Raw genomic sequence first — 17,024 nt, forward strand, 5'->3', positions numbered from 1 at the left:
TCCGACCGTGAAGCCCGAGTTGCGGCCAGAACCCGCGACCACGCCAGAGCCATCGCCCGAAAAAGGACTGCGGCGACGCAGAATGACGGCCATCGCGCCATAAAGCGCGTCGGAATGCGCCGCTTTTTGTCGCAGAACGGGGATTTCTGTCAGCATCCGGAGGTTGTGTGTGCACTATCGCCCGGCAGGCGTCGGCAAGGCGTCGAAATCGGGGGTGAGCGGTGAGCTTTCCGTCGGAGCCCGTGCGTGACGGCCAGCTGCTCTCCGCCGCCCTCAGAGAGGTGCGCAAGGCGCGGGGCATGTCGGCCCGCCAGACCGCAGCCGCCATGCACATGTCGGTGCGCACCTACCAGAGGTTCGAGGCGGGCGTGACCCGCCTGAACCTCGACCATATTCACCGGTTCGCCAGGGCGACGTCCAGCGATCCCTACGCCATCATCCATGCGGTCATGATCGGCTCTCCCCGCTACGCCCTGAGCGCCGCCGACAACATGTTGTCGACCATACTGATCATAGGGGTGCAAAAGCTTGAACAGACGCTCGGCGAGCGCGTGGCCGAGCTGGACACGCGCAGCCTGGTCAGTGCGGTGTCGGCTCTGTTCGAAAGCCTGCGGGACCAGGTTCTGGGCGATGATCCGCAACGGGACTGGCTCGGCGCCGGCCTCGACGACCTGGCCGCCCGACGCCCCCGGCCGGGCCGCTGATCCTGAATATACGCCGGATATAGCTTCCATGCCGCCCCCACCGGGCGCTCTCTTCGGGGGCCACCTCCGTGGCGACAAACCAAGGGAGAGAGACAATGAACACCTCCAAGCTCCGCCTCGTCGGCTTCGGTCGCGCCCGGGTCCTGACCCGCGACGGCCTGATCGGCGAGTCACCGAGAAGGAAGTCCGGGACAGCCTCTACCCGCCCATGGGCTGATCGGACCGCGGGCGGCCGCCGTCGCGGCCGCCCGCACCCCGCCTTACCCTGCGCGAGACCCCATCCATGACGCTCCCTCTCTGGCCCGCGCCGCACGTTCATTTCGCGACGATCGACACCGACATCCTCATCCTGGACGTTGCGCGGGACCGCTACGACTGCCTGATGGACTGCGTCCCATGGCTGACGACGGACGAGGACGGCCGTCTCCTGGTCGGGGATACCGAGAAGGCTGAAGCACTGATCGACATGGGTGTCGCGAGCCCCAGCGACAGCGGCGCGGCCCTCGGGAGGGGGATCGACCGGTGGGCCGGGATTGAACCGGGTCAGTTCGAGGAGGCTGCGCTTCTGGAAGATGGCCGTGGCCGTCGCCTGAGCAACAAGGGCCCTGGCGAGCGCGCGCCGCGGGCTGTGCGACCGCCAGGAGGAGCATGATGACGGCACCACGCCTCCTGACCGAGGACCAGGCCGCTGCATACCTGGGCTTGCCGGCCGCGACCGTGAGGAAGCTGCCCTTCGGCCACGTGCGCCTGGGGACCCGTCACCGCTATGATCGCAAAGCCTTGGACGCCGCCCTTGACCGGATGGCGGGATTGGATTCTTCTGAGGAACCGAACGTGAACAAGGCCAATGCCGAACTCGCCCGATTCATTGCCGATCACCCGGATGCTGCCGGGGGTCCATAGGATCAAGCGCGCAAAGGCGAACCGGGTCTTCGAATACTGGTACGCTTGGCGCGGCGGTCCGCAGATTCTGGCGGCGCAGGCCTCCAGTTCGAAGTCGCTCGCGCGTGAGGTCGCCCGCAAGGCCTCGGCGGCCATGGAGGCCTACCGGTCGCAGCTGAAGACGCACAAGACCGTCGCCAAGGAAGACATTCTGTACGCGCTGATCACGCGCTACCTCGACCTTATGAATAGGGACAAGTCGCTGGCGCCGCGGACCAAGACCGACCGACGCAAGCACCTCGACATTGTGCGCACGGAACTGGGCGAGCTGACCTTGACCGCCCTCACCGCCCCCAAGGCGAGGTCGTTCCTCCTGACCTGGCGCGACAAGCGCGCCAACACCCCCAAGACCGCAGACGAACTTCTGGGCGCGCTGTCGCTGGTGCTCAACTGGGCCGTGAATCGTGGCGAGCTTCCGTCAAACCCGGTCGCCAACTTTCCGCGCATCTACAAGGTCAATCGGGCGGACATCATCTGGGAGCCGCATCACCTGGGAACGATTCTGGCCCATGCCGACCCGCCCATCGCGGCGGCGATCCGGCTCGCCGCGGTGACGGGGCTAAGAAAGAACGATCTGATCGCCCTGCCCTGGTCCGCTGTGAAAGAGAACGCGATCGTCTGGCAAACCGGCAAAAGCCGGGGCCGAAAGACCGTTGTCCTGCCCATAACCGACGCCGTTCGCGAAGTCCTCGATTCACTGGAGCGCGGCGCCTGCCCGACTGTCCTGGCGACCTCTGATGGCGAACCGTGGACGCCCCCGGGTCGCGGCCTCGACAGCGGCGTTCAGCGCGCGAGAGACGGTGCGGAAGAGTCGGCGCGCAAGGGGGCCGGGCCGCAAGCCACCGCAGGTCTGGACGGCCTCCGCTTCCATGACCTGCGCGGCACGGCGGCGACCAGTTACATTCTGGCCGGCCTGCCGCTCGACGATGTGGCGACCATCCTGGGCTGGGAACTCGAGCGGGTGAGGGAGATCGCCCGGCGTTACGTCACCGGCGAAGCTATCGGATTAGGGATGATCGCGAGGCTTCAGGAGACCCAGAACAGAAGGCCAACTGTAAAACCCAGTGTAAAACCCGCCTCTCTCAGGAGGGGTCAAAAGCGCTCAAATACGGGGAGAGAGATGGCTGGGGAACTAGGACTCGAACCTAGAATGACGGTACCAAAAACCGTAGTGTTACCATTACACCATTCCCCAGCAGGATCAGTGCGCCCGCAGTTCGTTGCTGCGAGGAGCGGTGAGATACGCCAAGGCTTTCTGGGATGCAACACCTGAAAACAGAAGAATTTTCATCGAGCAGCGACTTTTTTGAAAGCGGCAATTTCCCCGCTTGCGAGGTCCTGAACCCGTGGCTATAAGCCCCCTCCTCGACGCAACGACGGCCCCTGGCCCGCGTCGGGACGAAATGTCGGAGTGTGGCTCAGTCTGGTAGAGCACTGCGTTCGGGACGCAGGGGTCGGAGGTTCGAATCCTCTCACTCCGACCATTTTTTCCTTCCATCGCCAGTTGGTTTCCCCCTCGCGGGGTCGTGCATTCGCCGGCGAGTGCGCGCTAGACTTCTGGCCATGACCCAACTGCTTACCCCCGCCGAAGTCGTCGCCTTCTGGATCGAGGCCGGACCCGACAAATGGTTCGCCAAGGACGCCGCTTTTGATGCGGCCTTCACCGAGCGATGCCGCGACACGCATTTCGCCGCCGCCGCTCGGCAGCTCGATTCCTGGACCCGGACGCCAGAGGGCGCGCTGGCCCTCATCATTCTGCTGGATCAGTTGCCGCGAAACGCCTTCCGCGACACGGCGCATATGTTCGCCACCGACTCCCTGGCCCTGATGTTCGCCAGGTCTGCGATCGCACGCGGCGACGACCGGCAGGTAGCGGCCGACCTGCGCCCCTTCATCCTGATGCCGCTGATGCACTCGGAATCCCTGGCCGACCAGGAGGCCCTGCTGACCCTGCTGGACGAAACGGAATCGCCCGACACCTTCAAGTTCGCCGTGATCCATCGCGACATCATCGCCCGCTTCGGCCGCTTCCCGCACCGCAACGCCTGCCTCGGACGCGAGACCACGGCGGACGAGGCCGCCTTCCTGTCCGGCGACGGCTTCAAGGGCTGATTCGATCCACAATCGTGATCGCCGGCATGAAGGTCAGAGATTGGCGGATGGGTGATTCGCGGGTGATGCTCTCGCCCATGAACGCGCTGGCACAGATCGAAGACCTTCAGGCTGCGACCCGGGCCGTCCCGGACGATCACCCCGAATGGCAGTATCTCAATCTGCTGCGTGACATCCTCGACAATGGCGTGCGCCGCGACGATCGGACCGGCACCGGCACCCTGGGCGTGTTCGGCCGCCAGATTCGCTTTGACCTGTCGAAGGGCTTTCCCCTTCTGACCACCAAGAAGTTGCACACCCGCTCCATCTTCATGGAGTTGCTGTGGTTCCTGCGCGGCGACACCAATATTCGCTGGCTCCAGGAAAACGGCGTAGGCATCTGGGACGAATGGGCCGACGCGAACGGCGACCTTGGTCCTGTCTATGGCAAGCAGTGGCGGTCCTGGGCCGCCCCGAACGGCCAGAGCATCGACCAGATCCAGAAGCTGATCCACGGCCTGAAGACCAATCCCAACAGTCGCCGCCACATCGTCAGCGCCTGGAACCCGGCAGACGTGGACGACATGGCCCTGCCGCCCTGCCACTGCCTGTTCCAGTTCTTCGTCGCGGACGGAAAGCTCAGTTGCCAGCTGTATCAGCGCTCGGCCGACGTCTTCCTCGGCGTGCCCTTCAACATCGCCTCCTACGCCCTCCTGACCATGATGCTGGCCCAGACGGTCGGGCTGGAACCCGGCGACTTCGTGCACACCTTCGGCGACGCCCACCTGTATCTGAACCATCTGGAGCAGGCCGAGCTGCAGTTGACCCGCGCCCCCCTGCCCCTGCCGACCCTGACCGTCGCGCCGAAACCCGACATCTTCGCCTATGAGCTGTCAGACTTTGTCCTCAGCGACTACGCGCCCTGGCCGCACATCAAGGCCGCCGTCGCGGTCTGACTTGCATGAAGATCGCCGACCTCAAGGCGGACGTCCTCCGGATCTCCGACATCTACGCCCGCGAGCATTCCATCGACCGCGACCGCGACTGGGCCCTGCTCAAACTTCAGGAAGAACTCGGCGAGCTGACAAAGGAACACCTGAACCTCACGGGTCGCGCGCGGGGCGCCCCTGACGCCTCGGCCCTCGGCGACGAAGCCGCCGACGTTCTGGGCATGCTGCTCATCTACTGCGACCGCGCCGGCGTCGATCTGGAGGCCGCCATGCAGCGCAAGTGGCTGAAGTGGCTCGAGACGTGACAGACCGTCGTTACGCCACCTAGCAAAACCTCGAAATTCGGCGCACCCTCCCTGCTCCGCGGCAATGCGGAGGCTTGAACGGGAGGGTTGTCATGTTGAAAAAGTTTGCGGCCGAACTGGTCGGGACGATGGTGCTGGTGCTGTTCGGTTGCGGCGCCGCCGTGCTGGGCGGGTTCGATCATGTGGGCCAGTTGGGCATCGCTCTCGCCTTTGGCTTCGCCATCATCGCCATGGCGTACGGAATCGGCCCCGTGTCCGGCTGTCACGTCAATCCCGCGGTTAGCCTGGGCGTCTTCGTCGCCGGACGGATGAGCGCCCGTGACATGCTGATCTACTGGGTCGCCCAGTTCATCGGCGCCATTATCGGCGCCGCGATCCTGGGCTTGATCGCCAAGACCGGCTTCGCCAGCCTGGGTCAGAACGGCTTCGACGCTGGGTCGCCCGGCGGATACGGCCTGCACGCCGCCCTGATCTTCGAGATCGTCGCCACCGCCATCTTCATCATCGTCATCCTGGGCGTGACGGGCGCCAAGGGACACGGCGCCTTCGCCGGCGTCGCCATCGGCATCACCCTGGCCGTCATCCATATTGTGGGGATCCAGGTGACCGCCGTCTCGGTCAACCCGGCGCGCAGTTTCGGCCCGGCCTTGCTGGTCGGCGGCGAAGCCTTGAGCCAGGTCTGGGTCTTCTTCGTAGCCCCGGCCATAGGCGCAGCAGTCGGTGCCCTCTTCTTCCGCTTGAAACTGCTCGAACCAGAGGCCTAAGTCGGCATCAAGGGGGCGGCGTGGCGTCGCCCCCGTCCGCCGGAGTTAGCCAGTGCCTGTTCCCAAGATCGCCCTCGTTGTCGCCCGCGCCCGCAACGGCGTCATCGGACGCGACGGCGACCTGCCCTGGCGGCTGCGGTCTGACCTGCAACGCTTCAAGGCCATCACCGTCGGCAAGCCCTGCATCATGGGCCGCAAGACCTGGGAGAGCCTGCCGCTCAAACCCCTGCCCGGCCGCCTGAACATCGTCCTGACGAAGGACGGCTCCTATGAATCCGAAGGCATGGCCAAGGGCGCTCTGGTCTGTTCGAATCTGGGCGAAGCGCTGTCCATCGCACGCGAAACCGCCGTCGAGGACGACGTCGACGAGGTTTGCGTCATCGGCGGCACGGCGCTGTTCGAAGCCGTCCTGCCTCGCGCTCAACGTCTCTACATAACCGAGGTCGAGGCCGAGCCCGAAGGCGACGCCCGCTTCCCGCCCTTCGACGAGAGCGCCTTCGTCGAAACCGCATCAGAATCCCATCCCGCGGGAGAGAAGGACGACCACGCCTTCACCTTCCGCACCCTTGACCGTCGCTAGATCGGAGAAACGCGCATGATCGTCGCCACCACCAACGACCTGACCGGCTACCGCGTCGTTCGTCACCTCGGCATGGTGCGCGGCGTCACCGTTCGCTCGCGCAACGCCATTTCCGACGCCCTTGGCGGCGTCCAGTCCATGCTCGGCGGCCGGGTCGGCGTCTACGTCAAACTGGCCGAGACCGCGCGTCAGGAAGCCTATGACGAGCTGACGGCGCACGCTCGCGACCTGGGCGCCAATGCAGTGCTGGCGATGCGCTACGACGCGAACGAGATCATGCCCGGCGTGACGGAAGTCCTGGCCTACGGCACCGCCGTGGTGGTCGAACCGGTCTAGAGGGCCAGCCCTTCGGCCACTCGCGCCGCCACCGCGGCGAACCGCTGCGCCACCTCTCCGCGGGGGTCAGTTGAAACCAATGGCTGGCCCGCGTCGCCCGCCTGACGCAGGGCGGCGTCCAGCGGCAGGTCGCCGAGGAAGGCCACGCCCAGCCGCTCGGCCTCGGCCTCGGCCCCGCCCTGACCAAAGACCGGTCCGCTCATGTTCTCGATCAGGCCCAGGGTCGGCACCTTGACGCGCTGGAACAGCGTATGCGCCCGACGCGCATCGGCCAGCGCCACCTCCTGCGGGGTCGAGACGATGACCGCCCCGTCCAGCGGCGTCTTCTGGATGAGGGTCAGTTGCACGTCGCCGGTGCCCGGCGGCAGATCCACGACCAGCACGTCCAGCGGCGCTTCCTCCGTGCCCCAGCGCGTCTGGGTCAGCATCTGGGTGATGGCCTGCGACGCCATCGGCCCGCGCCAGATCATGGCGTCGTCGGCCTTGGTCAACAGGCCCACAGACATCGCCTTCAGGCCGTGGGCGACGTGCGGCACGATGGCGCCGTCCACATACTCCGGCTGGCCGGACAGCCCCAGCATGGTGGGCATGGATGGGCCATAAACGTCGGCGTCCAGAATCCCGACCGACAGGCCCCGCGCCGCCAGAGCCGCCGCCAGATTGACCGCCACGGTCGACTTGCCGACCCCGCCCTTGCCGCTGGCTACGGCCAGGACCCGCTTCACATGGGCCGGACGATCGGTCGGAACCGGCGCCTTGGCCCGGCCCTGATCGGTCGCGGCCTTCGAGAGCCCCGCCGTCCGGCGCGGTGCAGCGGCGGGCGCCGTCTCGGCGGTCAGCACGACCGAGACCCGCACCATGCCCGGGATGGCCTTCAGCGCCGCCTCAGCCGCGTCGCGCACGGGGGCATAGATCGCGGTCTCGCCCGCCGGAACCTCCATGACGAAGCCAGCCCGGTCCTCGCTCACCATCAGACCCTGAACCAGTCCGGCGGCGGCCAGCCCCTGCCCCGATCTCGGGTCCGAAATGGCGTCCAGGGCGGCGATAACGGCGGTGCGGTCGATCAAGGCTCTACTCCTTGGCCCTTGCCGGGCCGGTCGCGCGCGTTCTATCGCCCTCTGGTCCTGTTCGCGAGCCCGTTCCTTTGACCCAAGCGCCCCGCCTCACCCTGATCGCCGGCCCCACTGCCTCGGGCAAGTCGGGTCTGGCGCTGGAGATGGCCGAACGCACCGGCGCCGTGATCATCAACGCCGACAGCCAACAGCTCTATGCAGACCTGCGCATCCTCAGCGCCCGGCCCGGACCTGAGGATGAAGCCCGTGCCGAGCACCGACTCTACGGCGTGGTCGACGCCGCCGAGTCCTGGTCCGTCGGTCGATGGACCCGCGCGATCATGCCGCTGCTGGACGAACTGGCGGCTCAGGGCCGGCCCGCCCTGCTGGTCGGCGGCACCGGTCTCTATTTCAACGCCCTGACGCGCGGCCTGGCTGACATCCCGGCTGTGCCCGACACTCTGCGCGACACCGTCCAGACCGCCTACGACGCCGAAGGCGAAGGGGCCTTCCGTCGTCATCTGGCCGAGCTCGATCCCATTGCGGCCGCAGCCATCACCCCCGGCGACCGTCAGCGCCTGATCCGGGCGTTCAGCGTCGCCCGCCATACCGGACGGCGGCTGAGCGAATGGACCGCCGACACCCGCCCTCTGCTGACGCCCGACGCCTGGACAGGGCTGGTGCTGGAACCCGAACGTGAGCGGCTCTACCGCTCGTGCGACCAGCGGGTCATCCAGATGGTTGAGCAGGGCGCTCTGGATGAAGTCAGATCCTTGGCCAGCCGCAATCTGAATCCCGACCTTCCCGCCATGAAGGCGGTGGGGGTGCGGGAGATGATCGCCCATCTGGCCGGCCGTAGCACCATCGACGAGGCCATCCGACAGACCCAACAGGCGACCCGCAACTACGCCAAGCGGCAACTGACCTGGTTCCGGAACCAGACGCCGGACTGGCCGCGCGTCGATCGCGCCTGATCCCGCTGGCCTAGACCAGGCGTGACGGATCCAGGATCACGTGCCGAATGCGCGTCCGGTCATGCGTATAGGTGACATGGATCAGCCCGTCTGAAGCCTGCACCACGGCGGGGTAGGCGTAGCCATGCGGCAAGGGATCGCTCTCCAAAGTCAGGACGTTTCGCCAAGAAAGCCCATCCCTCGACAGACCGACATTAAGGGGATGCCGCGGTCCGCGGCCCGGCCTTGCCGGCTCATGGCCCGCGTGATTGTAGATCATCAGGTGCCGACCATCAGACAACGTCGATGCGTCCGTCCCGGAGTTGGGATTGGGCAGGTCCACGGCGCCAATTGGACTCCAGGTCCGCCCGCCGTCATGCGACCAGCTTGAGGCCAGCGCGCCCTGGCGGGCCCGCGCGACGGCCTGAAGCGCACCGTTCGGATGGGTCAGGATGCTGGGTTGAATGGCGTCGATGTTCAGCGGCGACGCCACCGGTTCCGTCAGGCTCCAGCTTCGCCCCTGATCCGTGCTGATCTCAAAGTGCAAACGCCAGTTCGCCCCGGTCGCTGAACCCATGCCCTCGCCGGCTTCGGTGCTCGACGGCGACAACCACGTCCCGTCCGCCAGAACCACCGGCTTGTTCTTGATCGGGCCTAGAACGCCGTCCTCCAGGCGTCGCGGCGCTGACCAGGTGCGACCGCCGTCCGACGAGTTCATGACCATCCCCCACCAGCTGAACGGGTCCGGCCCGACCTTGTAGAAGAGAAGCAAATCGCCCTTGGGTGGTTGAAACAGGACAGGGTTCCAGGTGGGATGGCGGGCGCCGTCCGATTGCACCCCGTCAGCCACCTGCACGCCTTCGGTCCAGACGCCGTTCTCAAAACGGGCGAACCAGATGCAGACGTCCGGGTGTTTCTCGTGCGTGCCGCCGAACCAAGCCGCTCCCATGACGCCGCCCGTCATCTCAACGATCGTCGAGGCATGGCATTGCGGATAGGGCGCCTGCTCGTAGATGAAGCCCGAGCGCACCACGGCGCTCGATCCACTATCACCAACCGCCGGTTCGGCCCCAGCCCGCGCTGGAAAGGCGCCGACCAGGCCGACGCCAAGCCCCAGACCAAGACCCGCCCCCAGTCGCCTGCGTGATACCTCGGCCATACTGATCCTCCCCAGTTCAGCGACAAGGCTCGCGACGATGTCCACCGGTGTCAATCGCTGTAGGCAGTGACAAATCAGCCGGAATTCCGCGGCCGGCGATGCATCCCTCTTGGATCACTCGTCAGGAAGACCTATATCAATCCTGTTCGGGTTCGCCCGGACTATGGCGATAAACGCGCTTGTAATAAGCGGACCGGACCCGGGTGCGATTCCCGGCGGCTCCACCAAATCTCTCACTGCGTTATCGGCGGGAGCTGCGGGGCCGACTAGCATCGACGGACGTGTAAAGAAGATGCTTTCGCTCGTCCTGGCCCACCGTATCGGGCCATATTGTAACTGCGAACGATAACTTCGCTGGAGAAGTCCGCCTCGCCGCGTAATGCGGTTCGGTTGATTTCGAACACTTAAGTCCTGGGGGTTCAGATCCTCAGGCGGGGCCCGGGGGGCGCCTGGCAACAGAAGCCCCCCACTTTCCTCAATCCGCATCTTCCGTCGCTCGCCTGTCGCGGGTAACAGTCGGCCGTTCCCAGTTTCGAGGCCCCGATGACGGATCAAGCTCCCCCGGTCGATGAGATGTTCTATGAGCAGCTCGCCCAGGACGCCCTGCGCGGCGTGATCCGCTCTGCGCTGGAGCGCGCTGCTGAGCCTGCCGGCATTCCCGGCGCCCACCATTTCTACATCACGTTCAAGACGCGCGCGCCCGGCGTCTCGGTGCCGCCGGACGTGCTGGCCAAATACCCGGACGAGATGACCATCGTCCTGCAGCATCAATACTGGGACCTAGACGTCCAGCACGATCGCTTCTCGATCATGTTGAAGTTCGGCGGCATGCCCAAGGTCCTGGCCATGCCCTACTCCGCCGTGACCCGCTTCTACGACCCCAGCGTCCAATTCCTGCTGCAGTTCGAAGAGCCCGAGATCGTCGAGGCCGAGATCGCCCCCCTATCGCCCCCCGCCCGCGACCCCAACGCCGCCCCGCCCCCCTCGGGCGAGGACGACGGCCCCAAGGTCGTCTCGTTGGATCAATTTCGGAAGAAGTAGGCGCGTCAATAGCTGCGCTGCTCGCCAGTTACCGTTGGTGAATAGCGCGCGCGTCCAGCACGGCAGCTTCCTTACTTCCTCGGAAACACCCGGATCGTGATCCGCTCGCGCTCCCCCTCGTTCCGTTCGACCAGCAGGCGGGCGACCTGACTGTCGTCATGGAACAGGTAGCCCTTGATGGCGTCCAGCAGGGCCTTGGCCAGGTTGTCGAGGTCCATCCACGGCGCGTCGCCGATGTGCTCCATCAGGATCTCGACCGTGTAATCGCCCCAGGCCGGCCGCGACGTCCACTCCTTGCGGAAGAACTCATAGGCCAGAGGCTTGTAGTATTTGGCCTGGGTGGTCAGGCCGTCGATCGTGATCTCGACCACATCGCCGATCTCGCGCCCGCGCACCTTTCCTGTGCCGATCCAGCCTTCCACGCGCCTGTTGCTCCGTTAGCCAATGGTCGGGCCGCTTGCCCCGTCGTGTCTGCGTGCTACACCGCCCCGCATCTTCCCGCCACGTCTGAGAACGAGCCTGCGATGACCAGCTTCCGCACAGAAACCGACACCTTCGGCCCCATCGAGGTCGCTTCGGACCGCTATTGGGGAGCGCAAGCCCAGCGTTCGCTCGGCAACTTCAAGATCGGCTGGGAAAAGATGCCCCTGCCGGTCGTGCGTGCGCTCGGCATAGTCAAGCGCGCCGCGGCCGAAACCAACCGCGACCTGGGCAAGCTGGACCCCAAGCTGGCCGAGGCCATCATCGCCGCCGCCAATGAAGTGATTGAGGGCAAGCTGAACGACCACTTCCCGCTGGTCGTCTGGCAGACGGGTTCGGGCACCCAGTCGAACATGAACGCCAACGAGGTGATCTCGAACCGCGCCATCGAGATGCTGGGCGGCGAGATGGGCTCCAAGAAGCCGGTCCACCCCAACGACCACGTCAACATGAGCCAGTCGTCGAACGACACCTATCCGACGGCCATGCACGTCGCCTGCGCCGAGCAGGTGGTCAACGACCTGCTGCCCGCGCTGAAGCACCTGCACGCCGCCCTGGACGCCAAGTCCAAGGCCTGGGCCCACATCATCAAGATCGGCCGCACCCACACCCAGGACGCCACGCCTCTGACCCTGGGTCAGGAGTTCGGCGGCTACGCGCAACAGGTCGCCAACGGCATCGAGCGCATCGAGCAGACCCTGCCCAAGCTAATGGAACTGGCCCAGGGCGGCACCGCCGTCGGCACCGGCCTGAACGCCCCCGTCGGCTTCGCTGAAAAAGTCGCCGAGCAGATCGCCGGCATCACCGGCCTGGCCTTCACCACGGCTCCGAACAAGTTCGAGGCCCTGGCCGCCCACGACGCCATGGTCTTCAGCCATGGCGCGATCAACACGGTCGCCGCCTCGCTGTTCAAGATCGCCAACGACATCCGCTTCCTCGGTTCCGGCCCGCGTTCGGGTCTGGGCGAACTGGCCCTGCCGGAAAACGAGCCGGGCTCGTCGATCATGCCAGGGAAGGTCAACCCGACCCAGTGCGAAGCCCTGACCCAGGTTTGCGCCCAGGTGTTCGGCAACAACGCGGCCCTGTCGTTCGCCGGCTCCCAAGGTCACTTCGAGCTGAACGTCTATAACCCTGTCATGGCCTACAACTTCCTACAGTCGGTCCGTCTGGTCGCCGACGCGGCCATCAGCTTCACCGACAACTGCGTCGTCGGCATCGAAGCGCGTGAGGACAACATCGAGCGCGGCCTGAACAACTCGCTGATGCTGGTCACGGCCCTGAACGGCAAGCTGGGCTACGACGCCTGCGCCAAGATCGCCAAGACCGCTCACAAGAACGGCACCACCCTGCGCCAGGAAGCTGTCGGCGGCGGCTATCTGACCGACGCCGAGTTCGACGAAGCTGTCCGCCCTGAAAAGATGATCTCGCCGGGCTGACTCGTGGTGACACGCTAGAACAAGAACGGCGGCGAGAGCGCTCTCGCCGCCGTTTCTGTTTGTCGCTTCGTGCGACGGGCTGCGGCCTAGTGCTTCTCGGTCCAGCGCGCCTTGGCTTCGTCCTTGGTCAGGTTCAGATGAACGTGTTCATCGACATGATCCACCCAGCTGACCGGGATCATGTGGTGCTTCAGTCCTGCGCCCATGTCGAACTTGGCCAGTTCGATCTGGTCACCCATCACATGGTCGACCCGGCCGACGTGTCCGCCGTCCGAACCCACGACTTCGAGGTGTTCCTTGATCGTCGAGGCGTTTATCATCGCTGATCTCCATTGCTGTTTGCGGGTGATGGAGACAACGAACCACGACGCTTTCGGGTCCATCAAAATCGCCCGTCCAGGGAGTTCACGATGTCGCTGACCATTCATCACGCCCCCCAGTCCCGGTCCACGCGTCTGCTCTGGCTACTGGAAGAGCTGGGAGCGAAGTACGACATCCACTACGTCGAGATCGAGCGACAGGGCGGTCACGGCCACGCCGACCCCAGCAATCCGCATCCGCTGAAGCAGGCGCCGTCCGTGAGCGTCGATGGTCAGTTGCTGATCGAGTCGGTGCTGATCTTCCTCTTCCTGACCGACCGCTATCCCGAGGCGAAAATGGCGCCCGGCCCGGACGATCCGCGTCGGGCCGAGTACCTGTCGTGGCTGGGCCTCTACAACAATGTGCTGGAGAGCGTTCTGACCTCCGGACCACCCGATAGCTGGAACGCCCTGAAGAAGGGAGGCTACGCCGCCCTTGACCAACGCTGGCGCGCGGCCATCAAGGACGGCGGCTATATCCTGGGCGAGTTCTCGGCCCTCGACATCCTGTTCGGCAGCCTGCTGCAATGGTTCCGGGGCGCCATGCCGCCGGGCGAGCCCTATGATTCCTATGTCCAGCGTATCGGCGGCCGCCCCGCCCTCAAGCGCGCCTGGGCCAAGGATAGCCCAGAGGGCCACGTCTGATGGGCGAGGTCATCAACCTGAACAAGGCGCGCAAGGCCCGCGACAAGGCCGAAGCCAAACGCACCGCCGACGCCAACCGCCTGACGTTCGGCCGCACCAGGTCAGAGAGTCAGTCGACGCAGAAGGAGCGCGACAGGGAGGCGGCCCGCCTTGACGGCCACAAGCTGGATGAGCCTGAGACCTAGGCCGCCGACCGCTTCGGCGCGCGGATCAGGAACAACTGCCCCGCCAGCACCAAGGCCAGCCCGAGGAAGGCGATCACGCCGAACCGCGCGCCCTCAAACAGCACCGACACCAGCATGGCGATCGGGGGCGTCAGGGCAGAGATATAACTGGCCAGCGCATACCCCCTGGCCCGCGCAATGGTGAAATACAGGCCGAATGCGATCACCGAGCCGAACAGCGACAGGTACAACAGCGAGATGACATAGGCCGGGCTCCACGCCACCGACCACGACACCCCCGTCGCCAGCCCATACAGCGCCAGCGCACCCGTGCCATAGGCCATGGCCCAGGCTGTGCCCGGCAGGACCTGAGCTCCCGCCTGCTGTCCCTTCCAGGCGAACCAGTTGCCGAAGGCCGAGGCCACGACGGCGATAACGGCGTACGTCACTCCCTCGACGGCGTGCAGGCCCAATCCGGCCCCCAGCACCTCGCCGCCCGACAGGACGGCCACGCCGATCACCCCCATTCCGGCCCCCAGCCAGGCCGCCGGCGCCGCCTTCTGCTTCGAGGCGACGCGGAACAGGATCAGGTTGAGGAAGGCCAGGGCCGCAAAGATCACCGCCACCACGGCCGAGGCGATCTTCTCTTCCGAGGCGTAGACAAAGGCGTAGCTGATCGCGAACGAGAACAGGCCCTGCCCCATGGCCATCAGGTGCTGCGGTCGCGTCATGGCCAGTCGCCCCCCCGTCGCCTTGACCACCAGAGCCAGAACGGCTGCCGCGATGGCGAAACGCATCACCACCGACACCACCGGGTCGACCGCTCCCAACTGGAAGGTGATGGCGTACCAGGTCGTGCCCCAGATCAATGCGCAGACGCCGATGCCGCCGAGCGCCAGATGGGCGGGCGACATCAGCGGTTTCGCAGGCTGGGCCACGGGATCGGACATTGCGGGGCTCTCGACGACTCGGGAAGAAGTTCGGCTCCTCCGTTAGCACCCGATCACACGCGCCGCGCCTCACGTCTTGCAGCCTTATGTGACGCTGATGCGTTCTGCTAAGCTCGCCTTCTCACAGGATCTTTCATCATGCGCTTCCTTCCGCTGATCGCCCCGCTCGCCCTGGTGGTCGCCGCCTGCTCCAGCGTAGGCGGGCCAGAGGCTGAAACGACGTCGGTCGAAGTCACCGCCGCCTATCGCGAACGCATCATGCTCCCGCCGGGCCATGTCCTGACGGTCAAGGTGGAGGACGTCAGCCTGATGGACGCCCCCGCGCGCGTTCTGGCCGAAAGCCGCCAGCCGCTGGAGGGTCGCGGCCCGCCCTACTCCGTTACCCTCTCGGTGCCGAACAGCCAGATCGACCAGCGCCACACCTATGCCGTGCGCGCTGAGATCCGCGATCCCGCCGGCGCCCTGCGCTTCACCACGGATACCCGCCACTCGGTCCTGACCAACGGCGCGGCGAACAAGGTCGACATCATGATGGTCGGCGTCCGCTAACCGTGAGCAGCCTCGCCAAGCGTTCCGTCCTCCTGTCCGGTCACGCCACTTCGGTAGCGCTGGAACCGGAATTCTGGGCCGTTCTGGACGCCATCGGGGCTGAATTGAACCTCGGCCGCGCCGCCTTGTTGATCCGCATCGACGCCTGGCGCGGCCGCCGCCCTCTCGCCTCTGCCTGTCGCGTCCTGGCTCTCCAGTGGACCGGCGGCGACCGCAGCTTTGCAGGAACAGAGCCATGACGACCGACAACCGCCTGATCCCTGCGGTCGTGATCGGCGGTCTTCTCGCCGTCGGTCTGATCGGCGCCGGCGCCCTGATCGGTCAGGGCGTCGTAAACGCCCGCGCCGGCGATCGCTCTGTCACCGTGCGCGGCCTGGCTGAAAAGGACGTGAAGGCGGATCTGGCCGTCCTGCCGATCCGCTTTACGGCCTCGGGCGAGGTCCTGTCCGAGGTTCAGGCCCGCATCGACGGGGACCTGGCCATCGTGCGCCAGTTCCTCAAGGCCCAGGGCTACCCGGACACCTCGGTCGATCTGGGTCAACTCGGCGTCGCCGACACCCGCTCGCGCGAATACGCCAGCCAGACCGGCGGCCCTCGCTTCATCCTGACCCAGACAGTGATCGTGCGGACCAATGACGTGGACCGGGTCCAGACCACCACCCGCAACCTGAACGATCTGGTGCGTCAGGGCGTGGTGCTGCAGGACTTCCAGGGGCCGTCCTACATATTCACCAGGCTGAACGACGTGCGCCCCGCCATGATCGCCGAGGCCACCGCCGCCGCCCGCACCGGCGCAGTCCAGTTCGCCAAGGATTCGGGGGCGCCGCTCGGCCCCATCAAGTCGGCAGGTCAGGGCTCTTTTGAAATCCTGCCTCGGGATGGAGCCGGCGACGAAGCCACCTCGCTGAACAAGAAGGTCCGCGTGGTGACCACCATCAGCTATCGCCTGAAGTAGTCGCTCAGCCCTCGGCCGGCGCCGTCACGGTCGGCGGCTCGGCCGGACGCGGCGCATCCGGCAGGCGCGGTGCTTCCGGCAACTTTGGCGCGGGGACGTTGATGTCCAGGTTGACCTCGGGCGCCTGGGGCGCAGCAGGCGGTTGCCCGCCAGAGTAAACGAACCAGCCGATGACGGCGACGGCGACGATCAGGCCGCCGACGATAAAGGCCAAGGCTCCACCTCCGCTCTTCCGCGCTGGCGCAGTGTTAATCGTCGTCTGATGCACCACTCGCTCAGGCGGCGGGATATTGGGATCGGTCATATCAGCGTCTCCTCACGGATTGCCCGGCGCGGCGGGCGCCGAAACCTCGGGCAACTTCACCTCGACATCGACATTCTTCGTTTCAGGCACGCCGCCTCGGCCCAGCAGGAACCAGGCCAGCACCGCCACCACGACCACCAGGCCGCCGACGATAAAGGCCAGTCCGGCGTTTCCGCCTCCGCTTGAACTCTCAGCCATGATTTCCCTTCCATTCCTTCCCCTGAGGGCGAAAGAACGGAGGTCAGGCTTGGCGGTTCCCATTGGTCATTATCGCATCGGGGCCTGACTTTGGCCTCTGTGCTGCT

Annotated in this window: 24 protein-coding genes, 2 tRNA genes, 1 other RNA gene and 1 pseudogene; 20 read left to right on the plus strand and 8 right to left on the minus strand. The window is 65.9% G+C overall.

The genetic code is table 11. The annotated features are described in order from the left end of the window. The first annotated feature begins 242 nt into the window (after positions 1-242). From B4A39_RS05030 to B4A39_RS16450, 4 genes and pseudogenes are all read left to right on the plus strand, one after another. The gene (locus B4A39_RS05030) at positions 243-704 is read left to right on the plus strand and encodes a helix-turn-helix domain-containing protein (protein ID WP_292033977.1); all 462 of its coding nucleotides are present in this window, start codon (positions 243-245) and stop codon (positions 702-704) included. A 283-nt stretch (positions 705-987) separates the two neighbouring features. Then, entirely contained in the window at positions 988-1,356 is a 369-nt protein-coding gene (locus B4A39_RS05035; protein ID WP_292033980.1) for a hypothetical protein, read from the plus strand. Next, positions 1,356-1,607 carry a helix-turn-helix domain-containing protein gene (locus B4A39_RS05040; protein WP_292033983.1) on the plus strand — a complete coding sequence of 84 codons (252 nt, stop codon included), beginning with the start codon at positions 1,356-1,358 and terminating at the stop codon, positions 1,605-1,607. The genes B4A39_RS05035 and B4A39_RS05040 overlap by 1 nt, the downstream gene beginning before the upstream one ends. 223 nt (positions 1,608-1,830) lie before the next feature. Further along, positions 1,831-2,586: pseudogene (locus B4A39_RS16450) on the plus strand (tyrosine-type recombinase/integrase); the annotation flags it as partial. Between the two features lie 181 nt (positions 2,587-2,767). On the opposite strand, the gene B4A39_RS05045 reads toward B4A39_RS16450, so the two are convergent. Continuing rightward, a tRNA-Gln gene (locus B4A39_RS05045) sits at positions 2,768-2,841 on the minus strand. A gap of 212 nt (positions 2,842-3,053) precedes the next feature. On the opposite strand from B4A39_RS05045, the gene B4A39_RS05050 reads away from it, so the two are divergent. From B4A39_RS05050 to B4A39_RS05080, 7 genes are all read left to right on the plus strand, one after another. Further along, positions 3,054-3,130: transfer RNA gene (locus B4A39_RS05050), tRNA-Pro, on the plus strand. A gap of 79 nt (positions 3,131-3,209) precedes the next feature. Next, positions 3,210-3,758: a DUF924 family protein gene (locus B4A39_RS05055; protein ID WP_292033986.1), complete on the plus strand. Its 549-nt coding sequence runs from the start codon at positions 3,210-3,212 to the stop codon at positions 3,756-3,758. A 77-nt stretch (positions 3,759-3,835) separates the two neighbouring features. Beyond that, positions 3,836-4,693 (plus strand): thymidylate synthase, encoded by an 858-nt coding sequence (locus B4A39_RS05060; RefSeq protein ID WP_292033989.1) that lies wholly within the window; start codon positions 3,836-3,838, stop codon positions 4,691-4,693. Positions 4,694-4,698: 5 nt separating this feature from the next. Continuing rightward, positions 4,699-4,992, plus strand: coding sequence for a phosphoribosyl-ATP pyrophosphohydrolase (locus tag B4A39_RS05065; protein ID WP_292033992.1), 294 nt, complete (start codon positions 4,699-4,701; stop codon positions 4,990-4,992). A 92-nt stretch (positions 4,993-5,084) separates the two neighbouring features. Then, entirely contained in the window at positions 5,085-5,756 is a 672-nt protein-coding gene (locus tag B4A39_RS05070) for an aquaporin (RefSeq protein ID WP_292033994.1), read from the plus strand. A gap of 52 nt (positions 5,757-5,808) precedes the next feature. Continuing rightward, a complete protein-coding gene (locus B4A39_RS05075) occupies positions 5,809-6,336 on the plus strand; it encodes a dihydrofolate reductase (RefSeq protein ID WP_292033996.1) in 528 nt (175 codons plus the stop codon). 15 nt (positions 6,337-6,351) lie between these two features. Then, positions 6,352-6,672 carry a YbjQ family protein gene (locus B4A39_RS05080; protein ID WP_292033998.1) on the plus strand — a complete coding sequence of 107 codons (321 nt, stop codon included), beginning with the start codon at positions 6,352-6,354 and terminating at the stop codon, positions 6,670-6,672. Here the strand turns inward: B4A39_RS05080 and B4A39_RS05085 are convergent. Further along, entirely contained in the window at positions 6,669-7,739 is a 1,071-nt protein-coding gene (locus tag B4A39_RS05085) for an Mrp/NBP35 family ATP-binding protein (protein ID WP_292034000.1), read from the minus strand. The genes B4A39_RS05080 and B4A39_RS05085 overlap by 4 nt on opposite strands. A 77-nt stretch (positions 7,740-7,816) precedes the next feature. On the opposite strand from B4A39_RS05085, the gene miaA reads away from it, so the two are divergent. Beyond that, complete coding sequence (miaA, locus tag B4A39_RS05090) at positions 7,817-8,698, plus strand: tRNA (adenosine(37)-N6)-dimethylallyltransferase MiaA (RefSeq protein WP_292034002.1); 882 nt, start codon at positions 7,817-7,819, stop codon at positions 8,696-8,698. Between the two features lie 10 nt (positions 8,699-8,708). Here miaA and B4A39_RS05095 read toward each other — a convergent pair whose 3' ends face one another. Further along, positions 8,709-9,836 carry a sialidase family protein gene (locus tag B4A39_RS05095; protein ID WP_292034004.1) on the minus strand — a complete coding sequence of 376 codons (1,128 nt, stop codon included), beginning with the start codon at positions 9,834-9,836 and terminating at the stop codon, positions 8,709-8,711. 105 nt (positions 9,837-9,941) lie between these two features. On the opposite strand from B4A39_RS05095, the gene ssrA reads away from it, so the two are divergent. Both ssrA and B4A39_RS05105 read left to right on the plus strand, forming a co-directional pair. Further along, positions 9,942-10,307: a transfer-messenger RNA gene (gene ssrA, locus B4A39_RS05100) on the plus strand. Between the two features lie 72 nt (positions 10,308-10,379). Further along, complete coding sequence (locus B4A39_RS05105; RefSeq protein WP_292034006.1) at positions 10,380-10,877, plus strand: SspB family protein; 498 nt, start codon at positions 10,380-10,382, stop codon at positions 10,875-10,877. A 71-nt stretch (positions 10,878-10,948) separates the two neighbouring features. Here the strand turns inward: B4A39_RS05105 and B4A39_RS05110 are convergent, their stop codons facing one another. Further along, on the minus strand, positions 10,949-11,299 hold the full coding sequence (locus tag B4A39_RS05110) for a RusA family crossover junction endodeoxyribonuclease (protein WP_292034008.1): 351 nt from the start codon (positions 11,297-11,299) through the stop codon (positions 10,949-10,951). A 102-nt stretch (positions 11,300-11,401) separates the two neighbouring features. Here B4A39_RS05110 and fumC point away from each other — a divergent pair, with 102 nt between their 5' ends. Continuing rightward, the gene (gene fumC / locus B4A39_RS05115; RefSeq protein ID WP_292034010.1) at positions 11,402-12,793 is read left to right on the plus strand and encodes a class II fumarate hydratase; all 1,392 of its coding nucleotides are present in this window, start codon (positions 11,402-11,404) and stop codon (positions 12,791-12,793) included. Positions 12,794-12,879: 86 nt separating this feature from the next. Here the strand turns inward: fumC and B4A39_RS05120 are convergent, their stop codons facing one another. Beyond that, on the minus strand, positions 12,880-13,113 hold the full coding sequence (locus tag B4A39_RS05120; protein ID WP_292034011.1) for a DUF2171 domain-containing protein: 234 nt from the start codon (positions 13,111-13,113) through the stop codon (positions 12,880-12,882). 90 nt (positions 13,114-13,203) lie between these two features. On the opposite strand from B4A39_RS05120, the gene B4A39_RS05125 reads away from it, so the two are divergent. Together B4A39_RS05125 and B4A39_RS05130 are read left to right on the plus strand one after the other, a co-directional pair. Then, positions 13,204-13,797 carry a glutathione S-transferase family protein gene (locus tag B4A39_RS05125; RefSeq protein ID WP_292034014.1) on the plus strand — a complete coding sequence of 198 codons (594 nt, stop codon included), beginning with the start codon at positions 13,204-13,206 and terminating at the stop codon, positions 13,795-13,797. After that, positions 13,797-13,982 (plus strand): DUF4169 family protein, encoded by a 186-nt coding sequence (locus B4A39_RS05130; RefSeq protein ID WP_292034016.1) that lies wholly within the window; start codon positions 13,797-13,799, stop codon positions 13,980-13,982. Before B4A39_RS05125 ends, B4A39_RS05130 begins: the two co-directional genes overlap by 1 nt. On the opposite strand, the gene B4A39_RS05135 is transcribed toward B4A39_RS05130, so the two are convergent. Then, positions 13,979-14,911, minus strand: a complete 933-nt coding sequence (locus B4A39_RS05135) for a DMT family transporter (RefSeq protein ID WP_292034020.1) — start codon at positions 14,909-14,911, stop codon at positions 13,979-13,981. The two genes, B4A39_RS05130 and B4A39_RS05135, sit on opposite strands and share 4 nt — an antisense overlap. A 138-nt stretch (positions 14,912-15,049) precedes the next feature. Between B4A39_RS05135 and B4A39_RS05140 the strand changes: the two genes are divergently transcribed. Genes B4A39_RS05140 through B4A39_RS05150 form a run of 3 tightly spaced genes read left to right on the plus strand, consistent with a single transcriptional unit; the run spans position 15,050 to position 16,415 of the window. Beyond that, on the plus strand, positions 15,050-15,460 hold the full coding sequence (locus tag B4A39_RS05140; protein WP_292034023.1) for a YbaY family lipoprotein: 411 nt from the start codon (positions 15,050-15,052) through the stop codon (positions 15,458-15,460). 2 nt (positions 15,461-15,462) lie between these two features. After that, positions 15,463-15,699 carry a ribbon-helix-helix domain-containing protein gene (locus tag B4A39_RS05145; protein WP_292034025.1) on the plus strand — a complete coding sequence of 79 codons (237 nt, stop codon included), beginning with the start codon at positions 15,463-15,465 and terminating at the stop codon, positions 15,697-15,699. Beyond that, entirely contained in the window at positions 15,696-16,415 is a 720-nt protein-coding gene (locus tag B4A39_RS05150; protein ID WP_292034028.1) for an SIMPL domain-containing protein, read from the plus strand. Before B4A39_RS05145 ends, B4A39_RS05150 begins: the two co-directional genes overlap by 4 nt. Positions 16,416-16,419: 4 nt before the next feature. Here the strand turns inward: B4A39_RS05150 and B4A39_RS05155 are convergent, their stop codons facing one another. Both B4A39_RS05155 and B4A39_RS05160 read right to left on the minus strand, forming a co-directional pair. After that, positions 16,420-16,719 carry a hypothetical protein gene (locus tag B4A39_RS05155; RefSeq protein ID WP_292034031.1) on the minus strand — a complete coding sequence of 100 codons (300 nt, stop codon included), beginning with the start codon at positions 16,717-16,719 and terminating at the stop codon, positions 16,420-16,422. A 12-nt stretch (positions 16,720-16,731) separates the two neighbouring features. After that, positions 16,732-16,917: a hypothetical protein gene (locus B4A39_RS05160; protein ID WP_292034034.1), complete on the minus strand. Its 186-nt coding sequence runs from the start codon at positions 16,915-16,917 to the stop codon at positions 16,732-16,734. Positions 16,918-17,024 lie beyond the last annotated feature (107 nt).

The sequence above is a fragment of the Brevundimonas sp. UBA4553 genome (assembly GCF_002387245.1).
In the GTDB taxonomy this organism is placed as follows: Bacteria; Pseudomonadota; Alphaproteobacteria; order Caulobacterales; family Caulobacteraceae; genus Brevundimonas.